This is a genomic window from Streptomyces sp. NBC_00193, from assembly GCF_026342735.1.
GTDB classification, from domain to species: Bacteria; Actinomycetota; Actinomycetes; order Streptomycetales; family Streptomycetaceae; genus Streptomyces; species Streptomyces stoeckheimensis.
Window position 1 is genome coordinate 5,840,893 of record NZ_JAPEMM010000001.1, and the last position, 24,940, is coordinate 5,865,832.

A 24,940-nucleotide genomic window follows, 5' to 3' on the forward strand; every position below is an offset into this window, starting at 1 on the left:
GGACAATCGACCACAATTAGGGCGACTATGACTCCTGGTCACCTGCCGAGCCGTCAGCGTCATTCGCCCGTTCGGCGGTACCCGGGCTCACGGCATGAGGTGGTAGTCGGGGAAGTTGCCCGGCAGGCGTTCGTCCGCCGGCCCCCGGGTCACCGCGCGGACCAGCAGTTCTCCGCCCACGAACGCGCCGCGCCACGAGGCGCCGAAGCCGCCGAAGAGTTCTTCGCGGTCCCCGCGGGAGCGGGGTGTGCCGTGGCCGACCTTGAACGCGCGGATCTGCGGTGCCAGCCGGTCGTAGGTCGATCTGTCGTCCGTCGACAGGGTGGCGACGAGCGCCCCGTTCGAGGCGTTCATGGCGGCGAGCAGCTCGGCCTCGGTGTCGACCAGGACGATGGTGTCCACCGGGCCGAAGGGCTCGGCGTGGTGCAGCGGTGAGGACGGGGGAGGGCCCAGGATCGTGACGGGCTGGACGTACGCCGAGGTGTCCTGGCCGGGCAGGAGGCGGGCGTCGGCGAGCCGGCCGCGGTGCAGCGGGACGGCGCCCCGGTCGATCGCCTCGGCCACCTGGTCGTGCAGCTCCTTGGCCTTGGCCGCGTTGATCACCGGGCCGAAGTCCAGCTCCGGGTACGGGTCGTCGGGGTGCTCGACCGCGAGCGGATGCCCGATGCGCAGCGTGCGGGCCGCCGGAAGGTAGGCCGTCAGGAACGCGTCGAACAGGGACCGCTGGACCACGAAGCGCGGATACGCGGTGCAGCGTTGCTTGCCGTAGTCGAAGAGCTTGGGGATGACCGCCGTCAGGGCGTCCCAGTCGGTGTGGTTCCAGATGCCCCAGGTGTTCAGGCCCTCCTGTTCCAGGATGTGCCGCTTGCCGAGGTCGGCGACGGCCGTGGCCACCGCGGCGCCCGTGTCGCGCCCGCCGACGAAGGAGACGCACCCGATCTCGGGTGCGCGCACGAGCGCCTCCGACAGCTCGCGTCCGCTGCCGCTGACGAGGGTGACGGGGATCCCCTCGCGGGCGGCGAGCGCGCAGGCCAGGGTGAGGCAGGCGACGCCGCCGTCCGTCGGGGTCTTGGCGACCACCGCGTTGCCCGCCAGCGCCTGCACGAGCATGGCGTGCACCAGCACGCTCATCGGGTAGTTCCAGCTCGCGATGTTGGACACGGGCCCGTCCAGCGGGGACCGGCCCGCCACCATGGGCTCGATGCCGTCGACGTACCAGCGCACCCCGTCGATGGCCCGGTCGACGTCGGCGAGGGCGAGCCGCCACGGTTTGCCGATCTCCCAGACCAGCAGGAGCGCCAGCAGCTCGCGGTGTGCGGCCAGTGCGTCGAGGGTCGCCGCGACGCGCGAGCGGCGCTCCGCGAGCGGCACGTGGCGCCAGGTGCGGTGCTGGTCGAGCGCGGCGCGCACGGCCTGCCGGGCGGTGACGCCGTCCAGGCGCGGCGGGCCCGCGATGGGGCTGCCGTCGACGGGGCTGGTGGCGGGCAGCATCAGGCCGTCCGCCTGCCAGGCGGAACCCCAGAGGTTCAGGACGCGGTCGTCCCGGAACGCCTCGGGCGCGACCCGGAGGCAGCGCTGCCACGCCTCGGCCCAGGCCGTACCGGATTTCACGACGAGGTGGGCGGGATTGCGGGTGGTTTCCATTCGGTCTCTCCGCTCTCGGTGCACGGTCGGGGGCGGGGCGCCGACCTCAAGTCTCCTTTCGTTAAAAGTTGTTGCACGCCCCCTGGACATCACCCATGGGATACGGGATAACAATCCTTCATACAGTATTCGTCGACTGTATGCAATGTACAGATGGCGGGGAGGCGGGTTCATGACCTGAGTCCATGCAGGGCCGCGAGCGCACGACAAGGCATGAGGGCAGGGGGCGCTGTCCAGATCCTTCGAACGCAAGGGGTGCTCGAACAACATGACAACCACCGACTACGCAACGCCCGTCGCCTACAGGGAGGTGACGGACGCCGGAGGCCGCCTGTACCGCATCGGGGAAACCGACCGCGACATCATGGGGCGCCCGCGCTGGACGATGGTGCTCTTCCCCTGGATGGGCATGCTGGGCATCAGTTCCTCGGAGTACGCGTTCACTTCCGCCGAGGACACGCTGAGCGAGGCCCATCTCTGGTCGAGCGGCCACATCTTCTGGCTGATGGGCGTCTGGGTCTTCTTCCAGGCCGCCGTCGCCTTCCCCGCCGGTCAGCTGCGCGAGAGCGGAAGGCTGCCCGCGCGGTACGCCATGATGCTGGGCGCGCTCGGCACGGTGCTGGGCTATCTCTCCCTCGCGTTCGCGCCGCACGTGATCGTGGCCTACATCGGCTTCGGCATGTTCAGCGGCATCGGGGCCGGTCTGGTCTACGCGACCTGCGTGAACATGGTCGGCAAGTGGTACCCGGAGCGCAAGGGCGGCAAGACCGGCCTGGTCAACGGCGGTTTCGCCTACGGCTCGGTGCCGTTCGTCTTCCTGTTCACCTCGGTCCTGGACCTCGGCAACTACCAGGTGCTCTTCACCTGCGTGGGCTTCGGCCTGTGCGCGCTGGTGGCGACGGCGGGCTGGTTCTTCAAGGACCCGCCCAAGGGCTGGTGGCCCGCCCACGTGGACCCCCTGAAGGTGTCCGAGGACCCGCGGATCCGGCGGGCCCTGGCGGTGAACCCGCCGGCGGCGAAGCAGTACACGCCGCGGGAGGCCGCGCGCACGCCGCTGCTGTGGATGATGTGGTTCTGCCTGCTCTGCACGGCCGGCATCAACATCTTCGGCATCGCCTTCCAGGTCCCCTTCGGCAAGGACATGGGCTTCGCCGGAGGCATCGTCGCCACGGCGATGTCGCTGAAGGCCATCGTGAACGGCACGGGCCGCGGGGTGATCGGGTGGATATCCGACCGCTACGGCAGACGCAACACGCTGATCATCGTCTGCCTGGTGCTGGGGTCCGCCCAGTTCGGGGTGCTGATCTCCGGGTCGATGGGCAGCATGCCGTTCTTCCTGTTCTGCTCGATGGTCTCCGGATTCGGCGGCGGGGCGATCTTCCCGCTCTTCGCCGCCATGACCGCCGACTACTTCGGCGAGAACAACAACGCCTCCAACTACGGGATCGTCTACAGCTCGAAGCTGATCTCGGGCCTGGTGGGCTCCGGCGTGGGCGCGGTGGTGGTCGGCGCGTGGGGCTACGAGGGCGCCTTCGTGATCGCCGGATGCGTCGGACTGATGTCGGCCGTACTGGCGGTGTTCCTCAAGTCCCCGGGCCGGGCCGCGGGATGAGCTGAGCGACGGCCCTGACGCCGCTGCCGGCGTCAGGGCCGGGCCCGCGACGACACGCAACCGGCGACACACAACCGACGGCACACAACCGAGGTGGCGATCATGAAGAAGGCCCTTGAAGGCGTCCGCGTCCTGGACATGACGCACGTGCAGTCCGGCCCCTCCGCAACCCAGATCCTCGCGTGGCTCGGTGCCGACGTGGTCAAGGTCGAGCCGCCGGGCGGGGACATCACCCGGCGCCAGCTGCGCGATCTCCCGGACGTGGACAGCCTCTACTTCACGATGCTCAACGGCAACAAGCGCAGCATCACCCTGAACACCAAGACCGCCCGCGGGAAGGAGATCCTGACCGAGCTGATCCGTGGCTCCGACGTCATGGTCGAGAACTTCGGGCCGGGCGCGGTCGACCGCATGGGCTTCACCTGGGACCACATCCGCCGGATCAACCCGCGCATCGTCTACGCCTCCATCAAGGGCTTCGGCGAAGGCCCGTACACCGACTACAAGGCGTACGAGGTCGTCGCCCAGGCCATGGGAGGCTCCATGTCCACCACCGGGTTCGAGGACGGGCCGCCGCTCGCCACCGGTGCGCAGATCGGCGACTCCGGCACCGGGATGCACGCCGTCGCGGGCATCCTCGCCGCCCTCCTCCAGCGCACGCACACCGGCCGCGGCCAGCGGGTCAACGTGGCCATGCAGCACGCCGTGCTCAATCTCTGCCGGGTGAAGCTGCGCGATCAGCAGCGGCTGGCCCACGGGCCGCTCGCGGAGTTCCCGAACGAGGACTTCGGCGACGAGGTGCCGCGCTCGGGCAACGCGAGCGGGGGCGGGCAGCCGGGGTGGGCGGTCCGGTGTGCGCCGGGCGGGCCGAACGACTATGTGTACGTGATCGTCCAGCCCGCCGGCTGGGAGCCGATCAGCGGGCTCATCGGCAGGCCCGAGCTGTCCGAGGACCCCGAATGGGCCACGCCCGAGGCCAGGTTGCCCAAGCTCGGCAAGATGTTCCAGCTCATCGAGGAGTGGACGAGCACGCTCCCCAAGATGCGGGTGCTGGAGGCGCTCAACGCCCACGGCATCCCCTGCGGTCCGGTCCTGTCCACCAAGGAGATCATCGAGGACGCCTCGCTCATCGCCAACGAGATCGTGGTCGAGGTCGAGCACCCCGAGCGCGGTACCTACGTGACGGTCGGCAGTCCGCTGAAGCTGTCCGACTCCCCGGTGAAGGTGGAGCGCTCACCCCTGCTGGGCGAGCACAACGAGGAGGTCTACCTCCGTGAGCTGGGCCTCTCGCCGGAGGAACTGCCGCTCCTGAAGAGCCAGGGGGTGATCTGACCGGTGGCCGCCCCGCAGACACCCGACACCGGGACGGTCACCGACCGGCTCGTGGAGTCCAACCGGGCCTACGCCGCCGGGTTCGCCGCCCCCGGCAGGAGCGCCCGACCGGTGCTGGGCGTCGCCGTGGTGTCCTGCATGGACGCCCGGATCGACCTGCACGCCGCCCTGGGCCTGGAGCTGGGCGACTGCCACACCCTCCGCAACGCGGGCGGCGTGATCACCGACGACACGATCCGCTCCCTGACGATCAGCCAACGCGCCCTCGGCACCCGCAGCATCGTCCTGATCCACCACACCGGCTGCGGTCTGCAGAGCCTGACCGAGGACTTCCGGCTCGACCTGGAGGCCGAGGTCGGCCAGCGGCCCACGTGGGCCGTCGACGCCTTCCGGGACGTGGACCAGAACGTACGGCAGTCGATGCGGCGGGTGCGCAGCTCCCCGTTCCTGCCCCGCACCGACGACGTACGGGGCTTCGTCTTCGACGTGGAGACCGGCCTGCTGCGGGAGGTCGCCCCGGAGCCGGCCGGCGCCGCGCCGCGCTAAGGGGTAGGCGTCAGCCCTGGGCGGCCCGGGCGGCGAGCTGCTTGCGGTAGAAGCCGGTGGTGCGCTCGGTGTGCTTCTGCATGACCTCGCTCGCACGGTCGCCGTCCCCGGCGGCGATCGCCTTGATGAGCTGGGCGTGCTCGTTCCAGGCCTCCTTGCCGCGGGGCTGCGCGATGGGGGCGTAGTACCAGCGCACCTTCTGGCTCACCACGGAGATCAGCTCGGCGAGCACGGCGTTGCCGCCCATCGAGGTGATCGCGGTGTGCAGTGCGGTGTTGGCCGCGACCAGGCGTGCGACATCACCCTGGGCGAGTGCTTCGACGCCCTCCCGCTGCAGTTCGCGCAGTCCCTCCACGTCCTCGGGCTTCGCGTTCTCGGCGGCGAGCCGGGCCGAGTAGGTCTCCAGCACGGCGCGGACGCTGAGGAGCTGGACGGCCTCCTCGTCGGTGGGGGAGTGGACGAAGGCCCCCTGGGCGGGCCGGAGGTCGACCCAGCCGTCGGTCTGCAGGCGTTGCAGGGCCTCGCGGACCGGCTGGCGGCTGACGCCCAGGTACTCGGCGAGTTCGGCTTCGACGAGGTGCTGGCCGGGCTTGAGGGAGCCGCTGACGATCAGCTCGGTCAGGGCCTCGTAGACGGCCTGGCGCAGCGGTGCCGGGCGGGTGACCCGCAGGGAGGCGGCGGCCGTGAGTGCCTCGCGCATGATTGCCCCGTTCCGCCACCGGGTCCGTGGGGCCGACGGCTCTGTCGAGTGGAGGCCGTCGGAGGATGGCCGGCGGCGGCCCGAGTATACAGGTTTTGGTATGCAAAATGGCGGCGAGGGAAGGATGGGACGGTGCTTGATGTCGACTGAACACTGTATACAGAAGTCTGTATGGGGTATCGTCTCAGTCCCCTGCACGCATCGCTATCGGCTCTTGGGGGAGCGATCATGACGACCAGCGGGAGTGACGTGACAGTCGAGAACGTGGTCCGAGGAGTGGCGGCCGGCCATCGGGGCGAGCGGGGCGCGCTGCTTCCCGTACTGCACGCGGTCCAGGCCGAGTTGGGGTACGTACCGCAGGAGGCGATCCCGGTGCTCGCCGACGAGTTCAACCTCTCCCGCGCGGACGTCCACGGAGTCGTGACCTTCTACCACGACTTCCGCCGCGAGCCCGCCGGACGCACCGTGGTGCGGATCTGCCGCGCCGAGGCCTGCCAGGCCCTGGGAGCCCAGGAGTTGGTGGACTACGCCCGCGCGGCCGGACTGCCCCTGGGCCAGACGACCCCGGACGGCGCCGTGACGGTGGAACAGGTCTTCTGCCTCGGCAACTGCGCCCTGGGACCCGCGCTGGAAGTGAACGGACGCCTGCACGGACGGGTCGGACCGGCCGAACTGGGCGCACTCCTCGAAGGAGCGGCCGCCTCGTGAACGCGCACCCGGTGAAGGTCTACGTTCCCCGCGACTCGGCGGCCCGGTCCGTCGGCGCCGACGCGGTCGCGGACGCCCTGCAACACACCGCGGACCAGGGCGGCATCGGCATCGAGCTGGTGCGCAACGGATCGCGCGGCATGCTCTGGCTGGAGCCGCTGGTCGAGGTGGTGACCCCGCGCGGCCGGGTCGGGTACGGGCCGGTCACCCCGGCGGACGTGCCGGGCCTCCTCGCCGCCGGCATGCTCGACGGCGCCGCACACCCCCTGCGGCTCGGCATCGTGGACGAACTGCCCTGGCTGGCCCGCCAGACGCGCGTCACCTTCGCCAGGATCGGCGTCACCGACCCCCTGTCGACGGCGGACTACCTGGAACACGGCGGCCTGGTGGGGCTGCGCGCGGCTCTGGAACGCGAACCCGCCGACGTGGTCGCGGAGGTCACCGACTCGGGGCTGCGCGGCCGTGGCGGCGCCGGCTTCCCGGCCGGCATCAAGTGGAAGACCGTACTCGGCTGCGCCGACGAGCTGAAGTTCGTCTGCTGCAACGCCGACGAGGGCGACAGCGGCACCTTCGCCGACCGCATGGTCATGGAGGGCGACCCGTTCATGCTCATCGAGGGCATGACCATCGCCGCGCACGCCGTGGGGGCCACCGAGGGCTACCTCTACATCCGCTCGGAGTACCCCGAAGCCGTGGCCACGATGCGCGCGGCGATCGGCATCGCCCGCGAGCAGGGCTGGCTCGGCAAGGCCGTCCTCGGCTCCGCGCTCGACTTCGACCTGCACGTACGCGTCGGCGCCGGTGCGTACATCTGCGGCGAGGAGACCTCCATGCTCGAAAGCCTGGAGGGCAAGCGCGGCACGGTCCGCCCGAAGCCGCCGATCCCCGCGATCGAGGGACTGTTCGGCCGGCCGACCGTGGTCAACAACGTCCTCACGCTCGCCACCGTCCCCGTGGTCCTCGCGGCCGGGGCCGCGGCCTACCAGGCCCTGGGCGTCGAACGCTCACGCGGCACCCAGGTGTTCCAGCTCGGCGGCAACATCGCGCACGGCGGCATCGTGGAGACCGCCTTCGGCGTCACCCTGCGCGAGCTGGTCGAGGACTACGGCGGCGGCACGTACTCCGGACGCCCGGTGCGCACCGTGCAGGTCGGGGGCCCGCTCGGCGCCTACCTGCCGACGTCGATGTTCGACCTGCCGATGGACTACGAGGCCTTCGCCGCGGCCGGGGCGATGGTCGGCCACGGCGGTCTCGTCGTGTTCGACGACCGCGTGGACATGGCCGCCCAGGCACGCTTCGCGATGGAGTTCTGCGCCGAGGAGTCCTGCGGCAAGTGCACCCCCTGCCGGGTCGGTTCGGTGCGCGGCGTCGAGGTGATCGACAAGATCATCGCCGGTGAGCACCGCGACGAGAACCTGGCCCTCCTCGACGACCTGTGCGACCTGATGACCGAGGGCTCGCTGTGCGCGATGGGCGGGCTGACCCCGCTGCCCGTGCGCAGCGCCCTCACGCACTTCCCCGACGACTTCCTCGGAGGCCGCCGGAGCCTGGAGATCCAACCCGTACGAGCGACCGGCAGCAGGGCTGCCACCACGACGGAGGGACGGGCGTGACACTCCTCAAGGAACCCGACTACGGCACCCCGGAGCGGCCCGGCGAGGCAACGGTCTCGGTGGAGGTCGACGGGATGCAGGTGTGCGTCCCGGAGGGCACCTCGGTGATGCGCGCCGCCGCGCAGGCCGGCATAGACATCCCCAAACTGTGCGCCACCGACAGCCTGGAGCCCTTCGGCTCGTGCCGGCTGTGCGTGGTGGAGATCGACGGCAGGCGGGGCACCCCGGCCTCCTGCACCACCCCGGTGGCGGACGGGATGCGGGTGAGTACGCAGACCCCGAAGGTGGAGAAGCTCCGCCAGGGCGTCATGGAGCTGTACATCTCCGACCACCCGCTGGACTGCCTGACCTGCCCGGCCAACGGAGACTGCGAGCTGCAGGACATGGCCGGCGTGGTCGGCCTGCGCCAGGTGCGCTACGGCTACGAGGGGGAGAACCACCTCGACGCCGAGAAGGACACCTCGAACCCGTACTTCGACTTCGACCCCTCCAAATGCATCACCTGCTCCCGCTGCGTACGGGCCTGCGGCGAGGTGCAGGGCACCTTCGCGCTGACCATCGAGGGGCGCGGTTTCGCGTCCAAGGTCTCGGCAGGCGCCGGCGAGAGCTTCATGGACTCCGAGTGCGTCTCCTGCGGAGCCTGCGTGCAGGCCTGCCCGACGTCCACGCTCCAGGAGAAGTCCGTCGTCGAACTCGGCATGCCGACCAGGTCGGTGATCACCACCTGCGCCTACTGCGGGGTCGGCTGCTCCTTCAAGGCCGAACTCCGCGGGGACCAGGTGGTGCGGATGGTGCCCCACAAGGACGGGGGAGCGAACGAGGGCCACTCCTGCGTGAAGGGCCGCTTCGCCTTCGGCTACGCCTCGCACCCCGACCGGATCCTGAAGCCCATGGTCCGCGAGCGGATCACCGATCCGTGGCGCGAGGTCGAGTGGGACGAGGCGATCGGCACGGTCGCGCGCAGGATGCGCGAGCTCCAGAAGCAGTACGGGCCCAGTTCGATCGGGGCCATCTCCTCCTCGCGGTGCACCAACGAAGAGGTCTACGTCGTACAGAAGATGGTCCGCGCGGCCTTCGGCAACAACAACATCGACACCTGCGCCCGGGTCTGCCACTCCCCGACGGGATACGGACTCAAGGCAACCTTCGGGGAATCGGCCGGCACCCAGGACTTCCGGTCGGTGGCCGAGGCCGACGTGATCATGGTGATCGGGGCCAACCCCACCGACGGGCACCCGGTGTTCGCCTCCCGGATGAAGCGCCGACTGCGGGAGGGGGCCGAGCTCATCGTGGTCGACCCCCGCCGCATCGACCTGGTCCGCTCGCCGCACATCCAGGCCGCGCACCACCTCCAGCTCAAGCCGAGCACGAACGTGGCGGTCGTCAACGCGATGGCGCACGTGGTGGTCACCGAGGGTCTGGCCGACCTGGCCTTCGTGGCCCAGCGGTGCGAGGGCTTCGCCGAGTGGGCCGAGTTCGTCGCCCGCCCCGAGCACAGCCCGGAGGCGACCGAGGCGATCAGCGGCGTACCGTCCGCGGAACTGCGGGCCGCCGCCCGGCTGTACGCGGCCGCCCCCAACGCGGCCATCTACTACGGCCTCGGCGTCACCGAGCACAGCCAGGGCTCGACCATGGTGATGGGCATGGCCAACCTCGCCATGGCCTGCGGCAACATCGGCCGCGACGGGGTCGGCGTGAACCCACTGCGCGGCCAGAACAACGTGCAGGGCTCCTGTGACATGGGCTCCTTCCCGCACGAACTGCCCGGCTACCGGCACGTGTCCGACGACGCCGTGCGCGAGGTGTTCGAGAAGCTCTGGGGCGGCACGATCCTGTCCGAGCCGGGACTGCGGATCCCCAACATGTTCGACGCCGCGATCGACGGGACCTTCCGCGGCCTGTTCGTCCACGGCGAGGACATCGCCCAGTCCGACCCGAACCTGGGGCACGTCACGGCGGCCCTGGAGGCCATGGAACTGGTCGTCGTACAGGATCTCTTCCTCAACGAGACGGCCAAGTTCGCGCACGTCTTCCTGCCGGGGGCGTCCTTCCTGGAGAAGGACGGCACCTTCACCAACGCCGAGCGCCGCATCAACCGGGTGCGCGCGGTGATGAAGCCGAAGACGGGCAAGCACGAGTGGCAGATCATCAGCGAGATCGCCACCGCCATGGGCTACCCCATGTCCTACGAGCACCCGGCACGGATCATGGACGAGATCGCCGCCGTCACCCCGACCTTCACCGGTGTCTCCTTCGAGGTCCTCGACAAGCTCGGCAGCGTCCAGTGGCCGTGCAACGAGTCGGCGCCGGAGGGCACGCGGGTCATGCACGTCGACGAGTTCGTCCGCGGCAAGGGCAAGTTCGCCGTCACCGCGTACGTGCCGACGAACGAGCGCAGCACCCGCCGCTTCCCGCTGGTCCTGACCACGGGACGGATCCTCAGCCAGTACAACGTCGGGGCGCAGACCCGCCGGACCGGCAACGTCGCCTGGCATCCCGAGGACGTGCTCGAACTGCACCCGCACGACGCCGAGACCCGCGGCATCAGGGACGGCGACCTGGTGACCCTGGCCAGCCGGGTCGGGCGCACGACGCTGCACGCGGAGATCTCCGACCGGATGCCGGCCGGCGTCGTCTACACCACCTTCCACCACCCCGTGACGGGAGCCAACGTGGTGACCACGGAGAACTCGGACTGGGCGACCAACTGCCCGGAGTACAAGGTGACCGCCGTACAGGTCGGCCTGGTCCACCCGCTCGCGGCGGGGAACTGAGATGGCGGGCACCGTGCCGCCGGAGTCCCGGATGGCCAACGACATCGCCGCCCATCACGGCCACCTGACGCCCGGAGCGGCCGCCGAGGCGATCGCGGGCCACCTGGGCCTGTTCTGGGATCCGCGCATGCGCACCCGGCTGTACGCGTACGTCGACGCCGGCGGGGACGGGCTCCACCCGCTGGTGGTCGCCGCGGTCGGACTGATGCGCTGACCGGACCGACCGCCGGTGAAAAGGACCGCCGGCGAACCAGGCCCGCCGCCCGGCGGCCTTGGGTACCCTTGGCCGCCCCGTGGCACCCAGCAAGGAGTCGCTCATGCTCTTCCGCCAGCTCGAGTACTTCGTGGCGGTGGCCAGGGAGCGGCACTTCGCGCGGGCGGCGGAGTCCTGCTACGTATCGCAGCCCGCGCTCTCGGCGGCGATCGCCAAGCTGGAGCGGGAGCTGAACGTCACGCTCATCAACCGGGGCCACAACTACCAGGGCCTGACCCCGGAGGGCGAACGGCTCGTCGTGTGGGCCAAGCGGATCCTCGCCGAGCAGGACGCCTTCAAGGCCGAGGTGGCCGCCGTCCAGTCGGGCATCACCGGGACGCTCCGGCTGGGCACGGACCCCACGGCCTCGACCACCCTCGCGCTCCCCGTGGCCGCCTTCTGCGCGGCGCACCCGCTGGCCAAGGTGCAGGTCCGCTCCCGGCTGTCGACGAAGGAACTCCACCGCCAACTGAGGGAGTTCGAGCTGGACGTGGCGATCGCCCACTTCGACCCCGGCGACCAGGAGGGCCTGCAGGTCGTCCCCCTGTACCAGGAGCGGTACATGCTGCTGATCTCCGCCGACCAGCTCACGCCGCAGAGCGCCTCCACCATGACCTGGGCGGAGGCCGCGCAGTTGCCGCTCGCCCTGCTGACCCCCGACATGCGGATCCGGCAGATCATCGACCGCGTCTTCGCGGAGAAGGGGCTCGTGGTGAGCCCCCAGGTGGAAACGGACTCGATCGCCTCCCTCCACGCGCACGTGGGGGGAGGCGGCTGGGCGAGCATCGTGCCCCACGCCTGGCTCAGCGCGATGCCGGTGATCGGCTCGACCCGGGCCCTGCCCCTGGTCGAGCCGGAGGCCGGTACGCAGATCTCGGTGGCCATCCACGCCGCGACCCCCGGCTCGGTCGCCGCCCGGGCCTTCGTCGACGCGGCGAAGGGGCTGGCGCTCGACGAGTTCTTCGACCGGGCCCGGCCGGACGGGCCCCGCGTGAGGTGAGGCGGGCGAGTGGAAGCGGAACGGCAGCCGGCCGCCTCACCGCGCGTACCGGGCCTCCACCGCCTGCCGGTCGAGCGCACCCTTGGCGGTGTGCGGCAGCTCGGCCACGAGATCGAGCCGGTCGGGCACCTCGAAGGGCGCGAGCCGGTCCCGGGAGTACCGCAGGATCTGCTCCGGTCCGACGTCCTCCCCCTCGCGCACGACCACGGCGGCCCCGACCCGCTGCCCGTAGACCGGGTCGGGGACGGCGAACACGGCCACCTCGCCGACCCCCGGACACCCGGCGATGATGTCCTCCACGTGCTCGGGCGAGATCTTCTCGCCCCCGCGGTTGATGAGGTTCTTGATGCGTCCGGTCAGCGACAGGTACCCGTCCTCGTCCAGCGATCCCAGGTCGCCGGTGCGCAGCCACCCCTCCACGAAGCTCCGGGCCGTCTCCACGGGGTTGCCGAGGTAGCCCCGGGTGACGGTCGGACCGTGCACCCACACCTCCCCCTGGGTGCCGGCCGGACACGGACGCCCGTGCGCGTCGACGATCCGCAGCTCCACTCCGGAGGACCGGCCGACCGACCCGTGCTTCAGGGGTCCGCGCACCGGCAACGGCTCGCTGGCGGCCTGGTGCGTGGACTCGGTCATGCCGTACGCGGACAGCAGGGGCGCGCCGAAGGTGCGCTCCAGCGCCCGCTGCGTGGCCGTGTTCAGGGGCGCGCTGCAACTGCGGATGAACTTCAGCCGCGGCGCCCGCGGCCCCGGGAACTCGGTCTCGGCCCGGTTCAGCAGGACCTCGTGGATGGTGGGGACCGCGGTGAACCAGGTGGCGTCGACCGCCCGGATGTCGTCCCAGAAGGTGCGCGCCGAGAACCGTCCCCGGGCGGGCAGCAGCACGCGCCCGCCGCCGGCCAGGGAGGCCAGGAGCGAAGCGAACAGCCCGTGGCCGTGGAAGAGCGGCATCACCGCGACCGTCCCGTCCCCGGGCCCCAGCTCGTACGTGGCGCAGATGCCCCGTACGGAGGCGGCCACGTTGGCGTGCGTCAGCGGGACCATCTTGGCGCCGGCCGTGGTGCCCGCGGTGAACAGCACCAGGGCGTCCCGGTCCGAGAGACCGCCGGCCGCGCCGCCCGCGCGGCGCACCGGCGGGGTCCCGGTGTCCAGGGACACCGTCGCCGTCCCGGCGCGGGAGGCGCTCACCCGCAGCGGCCACGTCGGTACGCCGGTCCGGGCGGCCGGCCGGGCGCCGGCCGCGGCCGGGCCGAGCAGGACGGCCCGCGCTCCGAGGGCTTCGAGCCGGGCGGTCAGCTGTGATCCGGGCAGCGCCGGGTCGAGCGGAGCGACCACCAGTCCGGCCCGCGCGGCGCCGAGCAGGGCGACGACGAACTCGGCGCTGTTGGCGCAGAGCAGTCCGATCGCATCGCCGCGCCGCAGGCCGGTGGAGCCGAGCCGGGCGGCCACGTCGCCGGCCAGGGCCGCGAGGGCGCCGTAGGACAGGTCCACCCGGTCCGCGGTGACGACGAGCGCCCGGGCGTGCGGACGCGTCCGCACGTGCCGGTCGAGCAGATCGGCCAGCCCCGTGATCGCGGGCGGCCGGTACTCGCCCTGGTGCTCGCCCCCGTCGCACACGGATGTCTTCGCCGGAACGGCCATGACCCCACCTCCCACGCCACGTCTGATGAAGCAGTCCCCAGCGAGCCTGCGGCCGGGGGAGGTGCGCGTCCAATACGCAACGGCGAACGCGCGATAACGGCTGCCTATCAAGGGAGTTGGAGGGCGGGTCCGGGACCTTGCGGCAGCCGTCGATAGACACCGGTTATCAGCTGGTCGCCGATGCGTCTTGGACGCGGGGAGCCCAGGTCAGGAAGGTGGAACGAGCAGCCGCACCGCAGGACCCGTCCAAGGAGGACCTCGGATCATGACCGCCCCCTCGACTCCGGAGACAGCGGCGACCGCCGACGTCCCGACCGAGCTCACCGACGGCTACCACCTGGTCGTCGACGCGCTCAAGTTGAACGACGTGGACACCATCTACGGGGTGGTCGGCATCCCGATCACCGACCTGGCCCGCCTCGCCCAGGCACAGGGCATCCGCTACATCGGATTCCGCCACGAGAGCAACGCGGGACACGCGGCGGCGGCGGCCGGCTACCTCACCAAGAAGCCCGGCGTGGCCCTGACGGTGTCCGCACCCGGCTTCCTCAACGGGCTCGTCGCGCTGGCGAACGCCACCACCAACTGCTTCCCGATGGTGCAGATCTCCGGCTCCAGCGAGCGCCACCTCGTGGACCTCAAGCAGGGCGACTACGAGGAGATGGACCAACTCGCCGCGGCGCAGCCGTTCGTCAAGGCCGCCTACCGCGTGAGCCGGGTCGAGGACATCGGCCGCGGCATCGCCCGCGCGCTGCGCACCGCGATCTCCGGACGTCCCGGCGGGGTGTACCTGGACATCCCGGCCGCGGTGCTCGGCTCCGTCATGGACGCCAGGGCAGGCGCCGCCACGCTGAGCCGCCTCGTCGACCCCGCGCCGCGCCAGCTGCCCGCACCCGAGGCGGTGGACCGGGCGATCGAGCTCCTGGCGGGGGCGCGGCGGCCGTTGATCGTGCTGGGCAAGGGGGCCGCGTACGCCCAGGCGGACGCCAGGGTCCGCGAGTTCGTCGAGTCCACGGGCATTCCGTACGTACCGATGTCGATGGCCAAGGGCCTGCTGCCCGACGACCACCCGCAGTCGGCGGCCACCGCCCGCTCCCTGGCCCTGAAGAAGGCCGACGTCGTCGTGCTCGTCGGCGCCCGCCTGAACTGGCTTCTGGCACACGGCGAGGCACCGCAGTGGAACCCGGAGGCGAAGTTCGTCCAAGTGGACATCGAGCCCCGGGAACTGGACAGCAACCAGCCCATCGCGGCCCCGCTCGTCGGAGACGTCGAGTCCGTGCTGGAGGCGATCGCGGAGCGCACCAAGCCCGGCCAGATCACCGCCCCCGCCGCCTGGCGGGAGGAACTGGCGGCCCGCTCGGCGCAGAACGTCGCCAAGATGGCGGAACGCCTGGCGGCCGACCCGCACCCGATGCAGTTCATGGGGGCCCTGAGGGCCGTGCGCGACGTGCTGCGCGAGCGCCCGGAGACGTACCTCGTCAACGAGGGCGCCAACACCCTGGACATCGCGCGCAACGTGATCGACATGCACGTTCCGCGGCACCGCCTCGACAGCGGCACCTGGGGCGTCATGGGCATCGGCATGGGGTACGCGATCGCCGCCGCGGTCGAGAGCGGTGCACCGGTCGTGGCGGTGGAGGGCGACAGCGCCTTCGGCTTCAGCGGCATGGAGCTGGAGACGATCTGCCGCTACGGGCTGCCCGTCGTGACCGTGGTCATGAACAACGGCGGGGTCTACCGGGGCGACGACGTCAACCCGCTCGACGAGGCCCCCTCCCCGACGACGCTCATGCTGTCGGCACGGCACGACCTGATGATCGAGGCCTTCGGCGGCAAGGGCTATCGCGCGACCACCCCCGCCGAGGTCACCGCCGCCCTCACCGAGGCACTGGCCTCCGGCGGGCCGGCGCTCATCGACTGCGCCATCGACCCCTCGGCCGGCACCGAAAGCGGCCACATCGCCCACCTCAACCCCAAGGGCATCACCGTCGGCAACATCGTGCCGTCGAAGAAGTAGCCCGTACCCGAAGCCCGTTCACGAGGAGGAACCCACCATGAGCGACCCGAGCCGCAAGCCGCTCGCCGGAATCAAAGTGATCGACTTCACCGGGGTCCAGGCCGGCCCCGCGTGCACCCAGATGCTCGCCTGGTTCGGCGCCGACGTCGTCAAGGTCGAGCGCATCGACGGCGGCGACGTGACCCGCCGTCAGCTCCGGGACATCCCCGACCTCGACGCCCTGTACTTCACCATGCTGAACAGCAACAAGCGTTCGCTGGCCATCAACACCAAGTCGCCCGAAGGCAAGGAGGTCATGGAGAGGATGATCCGCGAGGCGGACATCCTCGTCGAGAACTTCGCACCGGGCGCGATGGACCGCATGGGCCTCGGCTGGGACCGGATCCACGAGCTGAACCCGCGGCTCATCTTCGGTTCCGTCAAGGGCTTCAACGACGACTCGAAGTGGAACGACCTCAAGGTCTACGAGAACGTGGCCCAGGCCGCCGGCGGCGCCGCGTCCACCACCGGCTTCTGGGACGGCCCGCCCACCATCAGCGGCTCCGCCCTCGGCGACAGCAACAGCGGCATGCACCTGCTGATCGGCCTGCTCACCGCGATCATCCAGCGCAACGCGACGGGCCTCGGCCAGAAGGTGTCGGTGTCCATGCAGGACGCCGTGCTCAACCTGACCCGGGTCAAGCTCCGCGACCAGCAGCGCCTGGAGAAGACCGGTTACCTGGAGGAGTACCCGCAGTACCCGAACGGCGAGTTCGGCGACGCGGTGCCCCGCGGCGGCAACGCCGGCGGCGGCGGCCAGCCGGGCTGGATCCTGAAGTGCAAGGGCTGGGAGAACGACCCCAACGCCTACATCTACTTCACGATCCAGGAACAGAACTGGGCACGCACCTGCCAGGCCATAGGCAAGCCCGAGTGGACCCAGGACCCGCAGTACACCACCGCCACGGCCCGCCAGCCGCACATCATGGACATCTTCGGCGAGATCGAGAAGTGGCTGGCGGACAAGACCAAGTACGAGGCGGTCGACATCCTGCGCACCTTCGAGGTGCCCTGCGCACCCGTGCTCAGCATGAAGGAGCTCGCCGCCGACCCGGACATGCGCAAGAGCGGCACGATCGTCGAGGTCGAGCAGAAGGAGCGCGGCACCTACCTGACGGTGGGCAGCCCGATCAAGTTCTCCGGCTTCACGCCCGAGATCGAGGGCGCGCCCCTGCTCGGCGAGCACACCGACGAGGTGCTCGCCGACCTCGGCTACGACGCGGACGCCATCCGCAGGCTCCACGAGGGCCGCGTCGTCGCCTGACCCCCGGCCCCGGAAACCCGGATGCCCTGCACGCGGTCCTCGCGTGCAGGGCATCCGGCCGTGTGGGGCGGTGGGTTCAGGCGGGCGGGGACCCGCCGATGGCGTCGTCGCCGGCCGCATCGCGCCGCAGCCGCGCCTTCTCCCGGGCCCGTCGCGCGGTGACGTCCCGGATGACGGCGCCGCAGTGGGTGGCCGCGCCGTCGGGGCCGGTCAGCAGCACCACGCTGAACTCGATGGAGAGCCTGCGGCCGTCCGCGCCCTCGGCGGGCACCGCCAGCAGATCGGCCTCCCCGTACCTGCTCGCCCCCTGCGCCATCGCGGTCACGAAGCCGTCCCCGTGACGCTTGCGGTGCTTCTCGGGGATGATCAGGTCCAGGCTGCGTCCGGCGACCTCCGCCGCGGAGTACCCGAAGATGCGCTCCGCGCCCCGGTTCCAGTAGCGGATCAGCCCTTCGCGGTCGACGATCACCAGGCCGTCGGGTGCCCGGGCGGCGATGCCCAGCACGACTTCGGGATCGAGCTCCGTCATTGTCTCTCCTCAATTTCCTTGGAACATGGCTGAGGCGGGGCCTCTCCGGCGCAGGGGGCGCTCCCCGCCGGTAGAGACCCCGCCGCCGTGCCGCGGGAGAGCGGGTCAGCCCCGGGAGGCCGCGGCCCGCAGGGCGATGCGGTGCTCGCCCGCGTACACGTTCATGGAGGCGCCGCGAAGGAAGCCCACGAGGGTCAGGCCCGTCTCCGCGGCCAGGTCGACCGCGAGGGAGGACGGGGCCGACACCGCGGCGAGCACCGGGATGCCCGCCATCACGGCCTTCTGCGCCAGTTCGAAGGAGGCCCGCCCCGAGACCAGCAGCACGGTCCGCGACAGCGGCAGCATGCCGCCGCGCAGGGCGCGGCCGACCAGTTTGTCGACCGCGTTGTGCCGGCCCACGTCCTCGCGGACGTCGACGAGCTCGCCGTCCTCGGTGAACAGCGCGGCCGCGTGGAGCCCCCCGGTCCGGTCGAAGACCTGCTGCGCCGCCCGTAGCCGGTCGGGGAGACGGGCGAGCAGGCCGGGATCCAGCCGGACCGGGGGAGTGTCGTGGATCGGCCAGCGGGCCGTCGTACGGACCGCGTCCAGGCTCGCCTTGCCGCACAGGCCGCAGGACGAGGTGGTGTACACGTTGCGTTCGAGCGTGATCTCGGGCAGCACGAGGCCGGGAGCCGTCCGGACGTCGACGACGTTGTACGTGTTGGCTCCGCCGGCCGTGGCTCCGGCGCAGTACACGATGTTCCGCAGCTCCTCGGCGCTGCCCAGCACCCCTTCGCTGACGAGGAATCCGGCCGCCAGGGCGAAGTCGTCGCCCGGAGTGCGCATCGTGATGGCGAGGGCTCGGCCGTTGAGCCGGATCTCCATGGGCTCCTCGGCGACGAGGGTGTCGGGCCGGGTGGAGACCTCGCCCTCCCGGATGCGGAGCACCTTGCGTCGTTCCGTGACCCGTCCCACGGCGGTCAGCCCGCCGGGGGCGGGGTCATGCCGCGCTCCGCAGCGCGAGCAGGTCCGAGATGGCGTGGACGGTCCGGAGCGTCTGCACCGGGACCCCGGTGATCTCCGCCAGCTCCACCACGGCCGCCAGCAGCACGTCGAGTTCGAGCGGTTTGCCGCGCTCCAGGTCCTGGAGGGTGGAGGTCCGGTGGTCGCCGACGCGTTCCGCGCCGGCCAGCCGGCGTTCGATGGAGACCCCGACCTTGCAGCCGAGGGCCTCGGCGACCGCGAGGGTCTCCGTCATCATGATCTCGATGACCTTGCGCGTGCCGCCGTGCAGGCACATCTCCCGCATCGTGGCCCGGGACAGCGCGCTGATCGGGTTGAAGGAGATGTTGCCGAGCAGCTTGAGCCAGATGTCGTTGCGCAGGTCCTGTTCGACCGGGCACTTGAGGCCGCCCTCCTGCATGGCCTCGCTGAACGCCAGACAGCGCTCGGAGAGGGACCGGTCGGGCTCGCCGATGGAGAAGCGGGTGCCTTCGAGGTGGCGTACGACCCCCGGACCCGCCAGCTCGGTCGCCGCGTAGACCACGCAGCCGATGGCCCGTTCGGGCGCGAGGACGGCGCTGACCGCGCCGCCGGGGTCCACGCTCTCGATCCGGTGTCCCTCGTACGGTCCGCCGTGCCGGTGGAAGTACCACCAGGGGATGCCGTTCTGGGCGGCGATCACGGCGGTGCCCCCGTGCAGCAGCGGCTCGATGAGCGGCCCGCACGCCGCGTACGAGTTGGCCTTGAGCCCGAGGAAGACGTAGTCGACCGGACCGATCGCGGCCGGGTCGTCGGTGGCGTGGGCGCGGGCGGTGAAGTCTCCGCGGGGGCTGAGTACCCGGACCCCGTGCTCCCGCAGGGCCGCCAGATGGGGTCCACGGGCGACGAGGTGCACATCGGCGCCTGCTCGGTGCAGCGCGGCGCCGACGTAGGCGCCGATCGCACCGGCGCCCAGAACTGCGACTTTCACTGTGTGGCACTCCGTTCGGTCGAGGGTACCGAGGAACTGCCGAACGTTGTCGACGAAATATTGTCTACAGGATGGAATCCTGGGCGGCAAGGGCTGACGCAGGCCGGGGGAGGGGGAGTTGGCCGTCCGGGGGTGGCCGGCGCGGTGCGCCGTAGACTGTAGGCGAAAGACAATCCATCATGAGGTTTCGCTACGCAGCGACCGGCGCTGCCCAGGAGGGGACCTTGATGTTGTCGACAGGACTGCCGCAGGGGGCGGTGCCCAAGCTCGAACGGCCCGGCCCGCTGCGTGACCGCGTCTACGGGGCCCTGTTGGAGCTCATCACCACCCGCGCCCTCCAGCCGGGTCAGCACCTCGTCGAGAGCGAACTCGCCGGACACCTCGGGGTGTCCCGGCAGCCGGTACGGGAGGCGCTGCAGCGCCTGAGCACCGAGGGATGGGTCGATCTGCGGCCCGCCCAGGGGGCGTTCGTGCACGAGCCGACCGAGGAGGAGGCGGACCAGCTCCTCACGGTCCGCACGCTCCTGGAGGCCGAAGCCGCCCGGCTGGCCGCCGCCCACGCCGGCGCCGAGGCAGTCGCCGCGCTCGAAGAGCTGTGTGCGCAGGGGGAGCGGGCCGTCGCCGCCGACGACGTGGACACCGCCGTCGCGACGAACGCCCGGCTCCACGCGAAGATCATGGAGCTCGCGGGCAACGCCGTCCTCGCCGAGCTGGCCGCACAGGTGGACCGGCGCGTCCGCTGGTACTACACCCCCGTCGCCCGCCAGCGGGGCCACCAGTCCTGGGTCGAGCACCGCGAGCTGATCGCGGCGATCGCGGACCGTGACGGGGAGGCCGCCACCGCGATCATGCGCGCGCACACGGAGCACACCCGCAAGACGTACCACGAGCGGGAGAAGTAGTCCGGCGGGCGGCCCGAGAGCGCCGCCCGAGACCCGTCGTGTCTCAATTCGCCGTCCGGCATGTGGGAAGTCGTGTTCATTCCGCGGCCGTCCGACCTAGTGTGGGCCTCGCAGCTGGTTCGCCCCCGTCCGCCAGGCGGGATGCGTCGTAAGAGGGAACCCGGTGGGAATCCGGGACTGCCCCGCAGCGGTGAGCGGGAACGACCGCCGTCATACGCACTGGGACCGGAACCGGTCCTGGGAAGCGACGGCCATTAGGAGCCCGCCGGGAGACCGGCAGGCGAGCCCGCGAGTCCGAAGACCTGCCCGTTGCCCGTGCGCGATCGACCGCGCACGGTTTCCCGGTGACCTCGTGGGCGGGTCGGCGTGCACCTCAGGCGGGTCCTCCCGTCGCGTACCCCAGCCGTACGCGACCCCGGCGGTCCGCCCGTTCCGGCACCCTTCGCCTCCGCGACCCGTCACCGGGTCCATGGAGACACGCTCGCGAAGGAGAGTTCCGTGACCACCGAGTCCGCAGCCGCGCCCGTACGGGCCACCGTGTACGGCTACCCCCGCCAGGGACAGAACCGGGAACTGAAGAAGGCCGTCGAGGGCTACTGGAAGGGCCGCGTCACCGCCGAGGCCCTGCGCGCAACGGCCCGCGACCTGCGCCGGACCAACTGGGACCAGCTCGCCGGGGCCGGCATCACCGAGGTTCCGACCGGTGACTTCTCGTACTACGACCACGTCCTGGACACCACGGTCATGGTCGGCGCCATCCCCGACCGCCACCGGTCCGCCGTCGCGGCGGACGCCCTGGACGGCTACTTCGCGATGGCCCGCGGCACCCAGGACGTGGCCCCGCTCGAAATGACCAAGTGGTTCGACACCAACTACCACTACCTGGTCCCCGAACTCGGACCCGACACCGTCTTCACCGCCGAACCCGCCCGGCAGGTAGCCGAGTTGACGGAGGCCCTGGCCCTCGGCCACACGCCCCGCCCGGTCCTGGTCGGACCGGTGACCTACCTCCTGCTCGCCAAGCCCGCACCGGGCGTGGCCCCCGGCTTCGAGCCGCTCGCCCTGCTCGACCGGCTGCTCCCCGTCTACGCCCGGGTCCTCGCGGAGCTGCGCGCGGCGGGCGCCGCATGGGTCCAGCTCGACGAACCGGCCCTGGTCCAGGACCGCACACCGGCCGAACTGAACGCGGCGGCCCGCGCCTACCGCGAGCTCGGCCGCCTCACCGAGCGCCCCAAGCTGCTCGTCGCCTCCTACTTCGACCGGCTCGGCGACGCCCTGCCCGTCCTGGCGAAGGCGCCCGTGGAGGGACTCGCCCTCGACTTCACCGACCGGGCCGCGGCCAACCTCGACGACCTCGCCGCCGTCGGCGGCATCCCCGGCAAGCGCCTGGTCGCGGGCGTGGTCAACGGCCGCAACATCTGGATCAACGACCACCAGAAGTCGCTGACCACCCTCGGCACCCTGCTCGGCCTCGCCGGACAGGTCGACGTGGCCGCCTCCTGCTCCCTGCTGCACGTCCCGCTCGACGCCGACGCCGAGCGGGACACCGATCCGCAGATCCGGCGCTGGCTCGCCTTCGCCCGCCAGAAGGCCACCGAGATCAGCACGCTGGCCCGCGGACTGGCCGGGGGCACCGACGCGATCGCGGCCGAACTCGCCGCGAACCGGGCCGACCTGGCCTCCCGTACCGCCTCCCGGATCACCCACGACCCGGCCGTCCGGGCCCGCACCGCAGCGATCACCGAGGCCGACGGCCACCGCGCCCAGCCCTACGCCGAACGGGCCGCCGCCCAGCGCGCCCACCTCGGCCTGCCACTGCTTCCCACCACCACCATCGGCTCCTTCCCGCAGACCACGGAGCTGCGCACCGCCCGCGCCGACCTGCGCGCCGGACGCATCGACACGGCCGCCTACGAGGAGCGCATCCGGGCCGAGATCCGCGAGGTCCTCTCCTTCCAGGAGAAGACCGGCCTCGACGTGCTCGTGCACGGCGAGCCCGAACGCAACGACATGGTCCAGTACTTCGCCGAGCAGCTCACCGGATACCTCGCCACCCAGCACGGCTGGGTCCAGTCCTACGGCACCCGCTACGTCCGCCCGCCGGTCCTCGCCGGGGACGTCTCCCGTCCCGACCCGATGACCGTCCGCTGGACCACGTACGCCCAGGAACAGACGGCCAAGCCGGTCAAGGGCATGCTCACCGGCCCGGTCACCATGCTCGCCTGGTCCTTCGTACGCGACGACCAGCCCCTCGGCGAGACCGCGCGGCAGGTCGGACTGGCCCTGCGCGACGAGGTCGGCGACCTGGAAGCGGCCGGGACTTCGGTCATCCAGGTCGACGAGCCCGCCCTGCGCGAAACGCTGCCGCTGCGCGCCGCGGACCACGCCGACTACCTGGCGTGGGCCACGGAATCCTTCCGCCTCACCACCAGCGGCGTCCGGCCGGACACCCAGATCCACACCCACATGTGCTACGCGGAGTTCGGGGACATCGTCGAGGCCATCGAGCACCTCGACGCCGACGTCATCAGCCTTGAGGCGGCCCGCTCCCACATGCAGGTCGCCGACGAGCTCGCCGGCGCGGGCTACCCGCGCGAGGTCGGCCCCGGAGTCTGGGACATCCACTCGCCCCGCATCCCCTCGGCCGCGGAAGCGGCGACCCTGCTGCGCAAGGGACTCGGGGCGATCCCCGCCGAACGGCTGTGGGTCAATCCCGACTGCGGTCTGAAGACCCGCGGCTGGCCCGAGACGAGGGCCTCGCTGGAGCACCTCGTCGAGGCGGCCCGCCGGGTGCGTGCGGAGATCCGGCCGAACGCCTGATTCAGCGGGGGACGGCCGGCGTACGGGATGCCCGTGCGCCGGCCGGCCCGCGTCAGTGCACGGCCACGGCGGAGGCGGGCTCCCTTTCCGGGGTGTCGTCCTGGTCGGTGCGGCCGATGTGGTTGAAGGCGAGGTTCAGCAGCACCGCGGCCACGCAGCCGGTGCTGATCCCGGAGTCGAGGATGATGCGCATGCTCTCGGGGAAGCCGTGGTAGAAGCCCTCGCTGGCCATGGGGATCACGCCGATGCCGAGGCTGATGGCGACGATGAGGACGTTGTCACCGCGTTCCAGGCCGGCCTGCGCGAGGGTCTGGATGCCGCTGGCGGCCACCGTGCCGAACAGGGCCAGGCCGACGCCGCCGAGGACGGGCTGCGGCACCAGTGAGACCACCGAGGCGAGGAACGGGCACAGGCCCAGCAGGATGAGGATGCCGCCGCTCGCGGCCACGACGTAGCGGCTGCGGACCTTGGTGATGGCGACCAGGCCGACGTTCTGCGCGAAGGCGCTGGCGGCGAAGCCGTTGAAGAGAGGGCTGAGCGCGGTGCCGAGGCCGTCGGCGCGCAGCGCCGCGGCGAGGGTCTTCTCGTCCGCGGGCTTGTCGACGATCTGGCCGAGGGCGATCACGTCGGCCGTGCTCTCGGTCATCGAGACGATCATCACGATCATCATGGAGATGATCGCGGCGACGGCGAACTGCGGAGCGCCGAAGTGGAAGGGCGTGGGGAAACCGATCACGTCGGCGTCGGTGACGACGCTGAAGTCCGCGAGTCCGAGGGGCAGGGCGATCAGGGTGCCGGCAAGGAGTCCGAGCAGGATGGAGATCTGCTTGAGGAAGCCGCGCAGCACCCTGCGGAGCACCACGGTGATCAGCAGGGTCACCGCGGCGAGGCCGATGTACTTGACGTCTCCGTAGTCCGCGGCCTGCGGGTTGCCGCCCTGGGCCCAGTTGAAGGCGACGGGCAGCAGGGACAGGCCGATCAGCGTGATGACGGTGCCGGTGACCACGGGCGGGAAGAACCGGATGAGCTTGCAGAACCAGGGGGCGAGCAGGAAGCCGAACACGCCGGCCACGATCACGGCGCCGTAGATCACGGGCAGTGCGTCCTCGGGGCCCTCGGCCTTGGCGATGGCCAGCATCGGGGCCACGCCGGCGAAGGAGACGCCGTTGACGAAGGGGAGGCGCGCGCCGACGTTCCAGAAGCCGAGCGTCTGCAGCAGGGTGGCGATGCCGGCGGCGAAGAGGCTGGCGCTCATCAGGAACGCGATCTCGCTCTGGCTCAGTCCGACGCCGATTCCGACGACCAGGGGCGGGGCGACGACACCGGCGTACATGGCCGCCACGTGCTGCAGGCCGGCGCCGAGGAGCTTTCCGAACGGCAGGGTCTGGTCGACGGGATGTTTCGCGGCGGGGGCCGCGGCCGGGTCCGGCGCGGGGTGGGGCGTGGGGTCCGGCGTGGGGGCGGGGGTGGAGCCGGGCGTGGCCGTGGGCGACATGGAAGGTACCTCCAGAACTGCTGTGGCACGGCGGTCGCCGCGGGAAGGGCGCGCCGGTGCGCGGCCGATGCCTCGGGGGGGGGCCGTGTGGACTGGTGCG

19 protein-coding genes and 1 riboswitch are annotated in these 24,940 nt (G+C 71.4%); of the genes, 12 read left to right on the top strand and 7 right to left on the bottom strand.

Annotation, left to right across the window (positions count from 1 at the left end; all coding sequences use genetic code 11):
- Window positions 1–87 precede the first annotated feature (87 nt).
- Window positions 88–1,644 carry an aldehyde dehydrogenase family protein gene (locus OG898_RS26165; protein ID WP_266959550.1) on the bottom strand — a complete coding sequence of 519 codons (1,557 nt, stop codon included), beginning with the start codon at window positions 1,642–1,644 and terminating at the stop codon, window positions 88–90.
- Between the two features lie 268 nt (window positions 1,645–1,912).
- Between OG898_RS26165 and OG898_RS26170 the strand changes: the two genes are divergently transcribed.
- The 3 genes from OG898_RS26170 (at window position 1,913) to OG898_RS26180 (ending at window position 5,134) form a co-directional block, all read left to right on the top strand.
- Window positions 1,913–3,256 (top strand): OFA family MFS transporter, encoded by a 1,344-nt coding sequence (locus tag OG898_RS26170; RefSeq protein WP_250740114.1) that lies wholly within the window; start codon window positions 1,913–1,915, stop codon window positions 3,254–3,256.
- A gap of 99 nt (window positions 3,257–3,355) precedes the next feature.
- Complete coding sequence (gene frc, locus OG898_RS26175) at window positions 3,356–4,588, top strand: formyl-CoA transferase (protein ID WP_250740228.1); 1,233 nt, start codon at window positions 3,356–3,358, stop codon at window positions 4,586–4,588.
- 3 nt (window positions 4,589–4,591) lie between these two features.
- Window positions 4,592–5,134, top strand: a complete 543-nt coding sequence (locus tag OG898_RS26180; RefSeq protein WP_250740113.1) for a carbonic anhydrase — start codon at window positions 4,592–4,594, stop codon at window positions 5,132–5,134.
- 10 nt (window positions 5,135–5,144) lie between these two features.
- Here OG898_RS26180 and OG898_RS26185 read toward each other — a convergent pair whose 3' ends face one another.
- Window positions 5,145–5,834, bottom strand: a complete 690-nt coding sequence (locus OG898_RS26185; protein ID WP_250740112.1) for a GntR family transcriptional regulator — start codon at window positions 5,832–5,834, stop codon at window positions 5,145–5,147.
- Window positions 5,835–6,062: 228 nt separating this feature from the next.
- Here OG898_RS26185 and OG898_RS26190 point away from each other — a divergent pair, with 228 nt between their 5' ends.
- From OG898_RS26190 to OG898_RS26210, 5 genes are all read left to right on the top strand, one after another.
- A complete protein-coding gene (locus tag OG898_RS26190; protein WP_250740111.1) occupies window positions 6,063–6,542 on the top strand; it encodes an NAD(P)H-dependent oxidoreductase subunit E in 480 nt (159 codons plus the stop codon).
- Window positions 6,539–8,155 carry an NADH-quinone oxidoreductase subunit NuoF gene (locus OG898_RS26195; RefSeq protein WP_266959554.1) on the top strand — a complete coding sequence of 539 codons (1,617 nt, stop codon included), beginning with the start codon at window positions 6,539–6,541 and terminating at the stop codon, window positions 8,153–8,155. Before OG898_RS26190 ends, OG898_RS26195 begins: the two co-directional genes overlap by 4 nt.
- On the top strand, window positions 8,152–10,929 hold the full coding sequence (fdhF, locus tag OG898_RS26200; RefSeq protein WP_266959556.1) for a formate dehydrogenase subunit alpha: 2,778 nt from the start codon (window positions 8,152–8,154) through the stop codon (window positions 10,927–10,929). Before OG898_RS26195 ends, fdhF begins: the two co-directional genes overlap by 4 nt.
- A 1-nt stretch (window position 10,930) precedes the next feature.
- Window positions 10,931–11,143 carry a formate dehydrogenase subunit delta gene (locus OG898_RS26205; RefSeq protein ID WP_250740108.1) on the top strand — a complete coding sequence of 71 codons (213 nt, stop codon included), beginning with the start codon at window positions 10,931–10,933 and terminating at the stop codon, window positions 11,141–11,143.
- A 103-nt stretch (window positions 11,144–11,246) separates the two neighbouring features.
- On the top strand, window positions 11,247–12,182 hold the full coding sequence (locus tag OG898_RS26210; protein ID WP_250740227.1) for a LysR family transcriptional regulator: 936 nt from the start codon (window positions 11,247–11,249) through the stop codon (window positions 12,180–12,182).
- Between the two features lie 36 nt (window positions 12,183–12,218).
- Here the strand turns inward: OG898_RS26210 and OG898_RS26215 are convergent, their stop codons facing one another.
- Window positions 12,219–13,823, bottom strand: coding sequence for a FadD7 family fatty acid--CoA ligase (locus tag OG898_RS26215; protein WP_266959558.1), 1,605 nt, complete (start codon window positions 13,821–13,823; stop codon window positions 12,219–12,221).
- 265 nt (window positions 13,824–14,088) lie between these two features.
- Here OG898_RS26215 and oxc point away from each other — a divergent pair, with 265 nt between their 5' ends.
- The gene (gene oxc, locus OG898_RS26220; RefSeq protein ID WP_266959560.1) at window positions 14,089–15,840 is read left to right on the top strand and encodes an oxalyl-CoA decarboxylase; all 1,752 of its coding nucleotides are present in this window, start codon (window positions 14,089–14,091) and stop codon (window positions 15,838–15,840) included.
- A gap of 37 nt (window positions 15,841–15,877) precedes the next feature.
- On the top strand, window positions 15,878–17,143 hold the full coding sequence (gene frc, locus OG898_RS26225) for a formyl-CoA transferase (protein WP_250740105.1): 1,266 nt from the start codon (window positions 15,878–15,880) through the stop codon (window positions 17,141–17,143).
- A gap of 76 nt (window positions 17,144–17,219) precedes the next feature.
- Here the strand turns inward: frc (OG898_RS26225) and OG898_RS26230 are convergent, their stop codons facing one another.
- From OG898_RS26230 to OG898_RS26240, 3 genes are all read right to left on the bottom strand, one after another.
- Entirely contained in the window at window positions 17,220–17,672 is a 453-nt protein-coding gene (locus tag OG898_RS26230) for a PAS domain-containing protein (RefSeq protein ID WP_266959563.1), read from the bottom strand.
- A 105-nt stretch (window positions 17,673–17,777) separates the two neighbouring features.
- Window positions 17,778–18,626, bottom strand: a complete 849-nt coding sequence (gene fdhD, locus OG898_RS26235) for a formate dehydrogenase accessory sulfurtransferase FdhD (protein WP_250740103.1) — start codon at window positions 18,624–18,626, stop codon at window positions 17,778–17,780.
- Between the two features lie 25 nt (window positions 18,627–18,651).
- Window positions 18,652–19,623 carry a 2-dehydropantoate 2-reductase gene (locus OG898_RS26240; RefSeq protein WP_250740102.1) on the bottom strand — a complete coding sequence of 324 codons (972 nt, stop codon included), beginning with the start codon at window positions 19,621–19,623 and terminating at the stop codon, window positions 18,652–18,654.
- 227 nt (window positions 19,624–19,850) lie between these two features.
- Between OG898_RS26240 and OG898_RS26245 the strand changes: the two genes are divergently transcribed.
- Together OG898_RS26245 and metE are read left to right on the top strand one after the other, a co-directional pair.
- A complete protein-coding gene (locus OG898_RS26245; RefSeq protein ID WP_266959566.1) occupies window positions 19,851–20,525 on the top strand; it encodes a GntR family transcriptional regulator in 675 nt (224 codons plus the stop codon).
- Window positions 20,526–20,623: 98 nt separating this feature from the next.
- Window positions 20,624–20,850: riboswitch (cobalamin riboswitch) on the top strand.
- Between the two features lie 173 nt (window positions 20,851–21,023).
- The gene (gene metE / locus OG898_RS26250) at window positions 21,024–23,345 is read left to right on the top strand and encodes a 5-methyltetrahydropteroyltriglutamate--homocysteine S-methyltransferase (RefSeq protein WP_266959568.1); all 2,322 of its coding nucleotides are present in this window, start codon (window positions 21,024–21,026) and stop codon (window positions 23,343–23,345) included.
- Between the two features lie 52 nt (window positions 23,346–23,397).
- Here metE and OG898_RS26255 read toward each other — a convergent pair whose 3' ends face one another.
- The gene (locus OG898_RS26255) at window positions 23,398–24,840 is read right to left on the bottom strand and encodes a nucleobase:cation symporter-2 family protein (protein ID WP_266959570.1); all 1,443 of its coding nucleotides are present in this window, start codon (window positions 24,838–24,840) and stop codon (window positions 23,398–23,400) included.
- Between the last annotated feature and the right edge of the window lie 100 nt (window positions 24,841–24,940).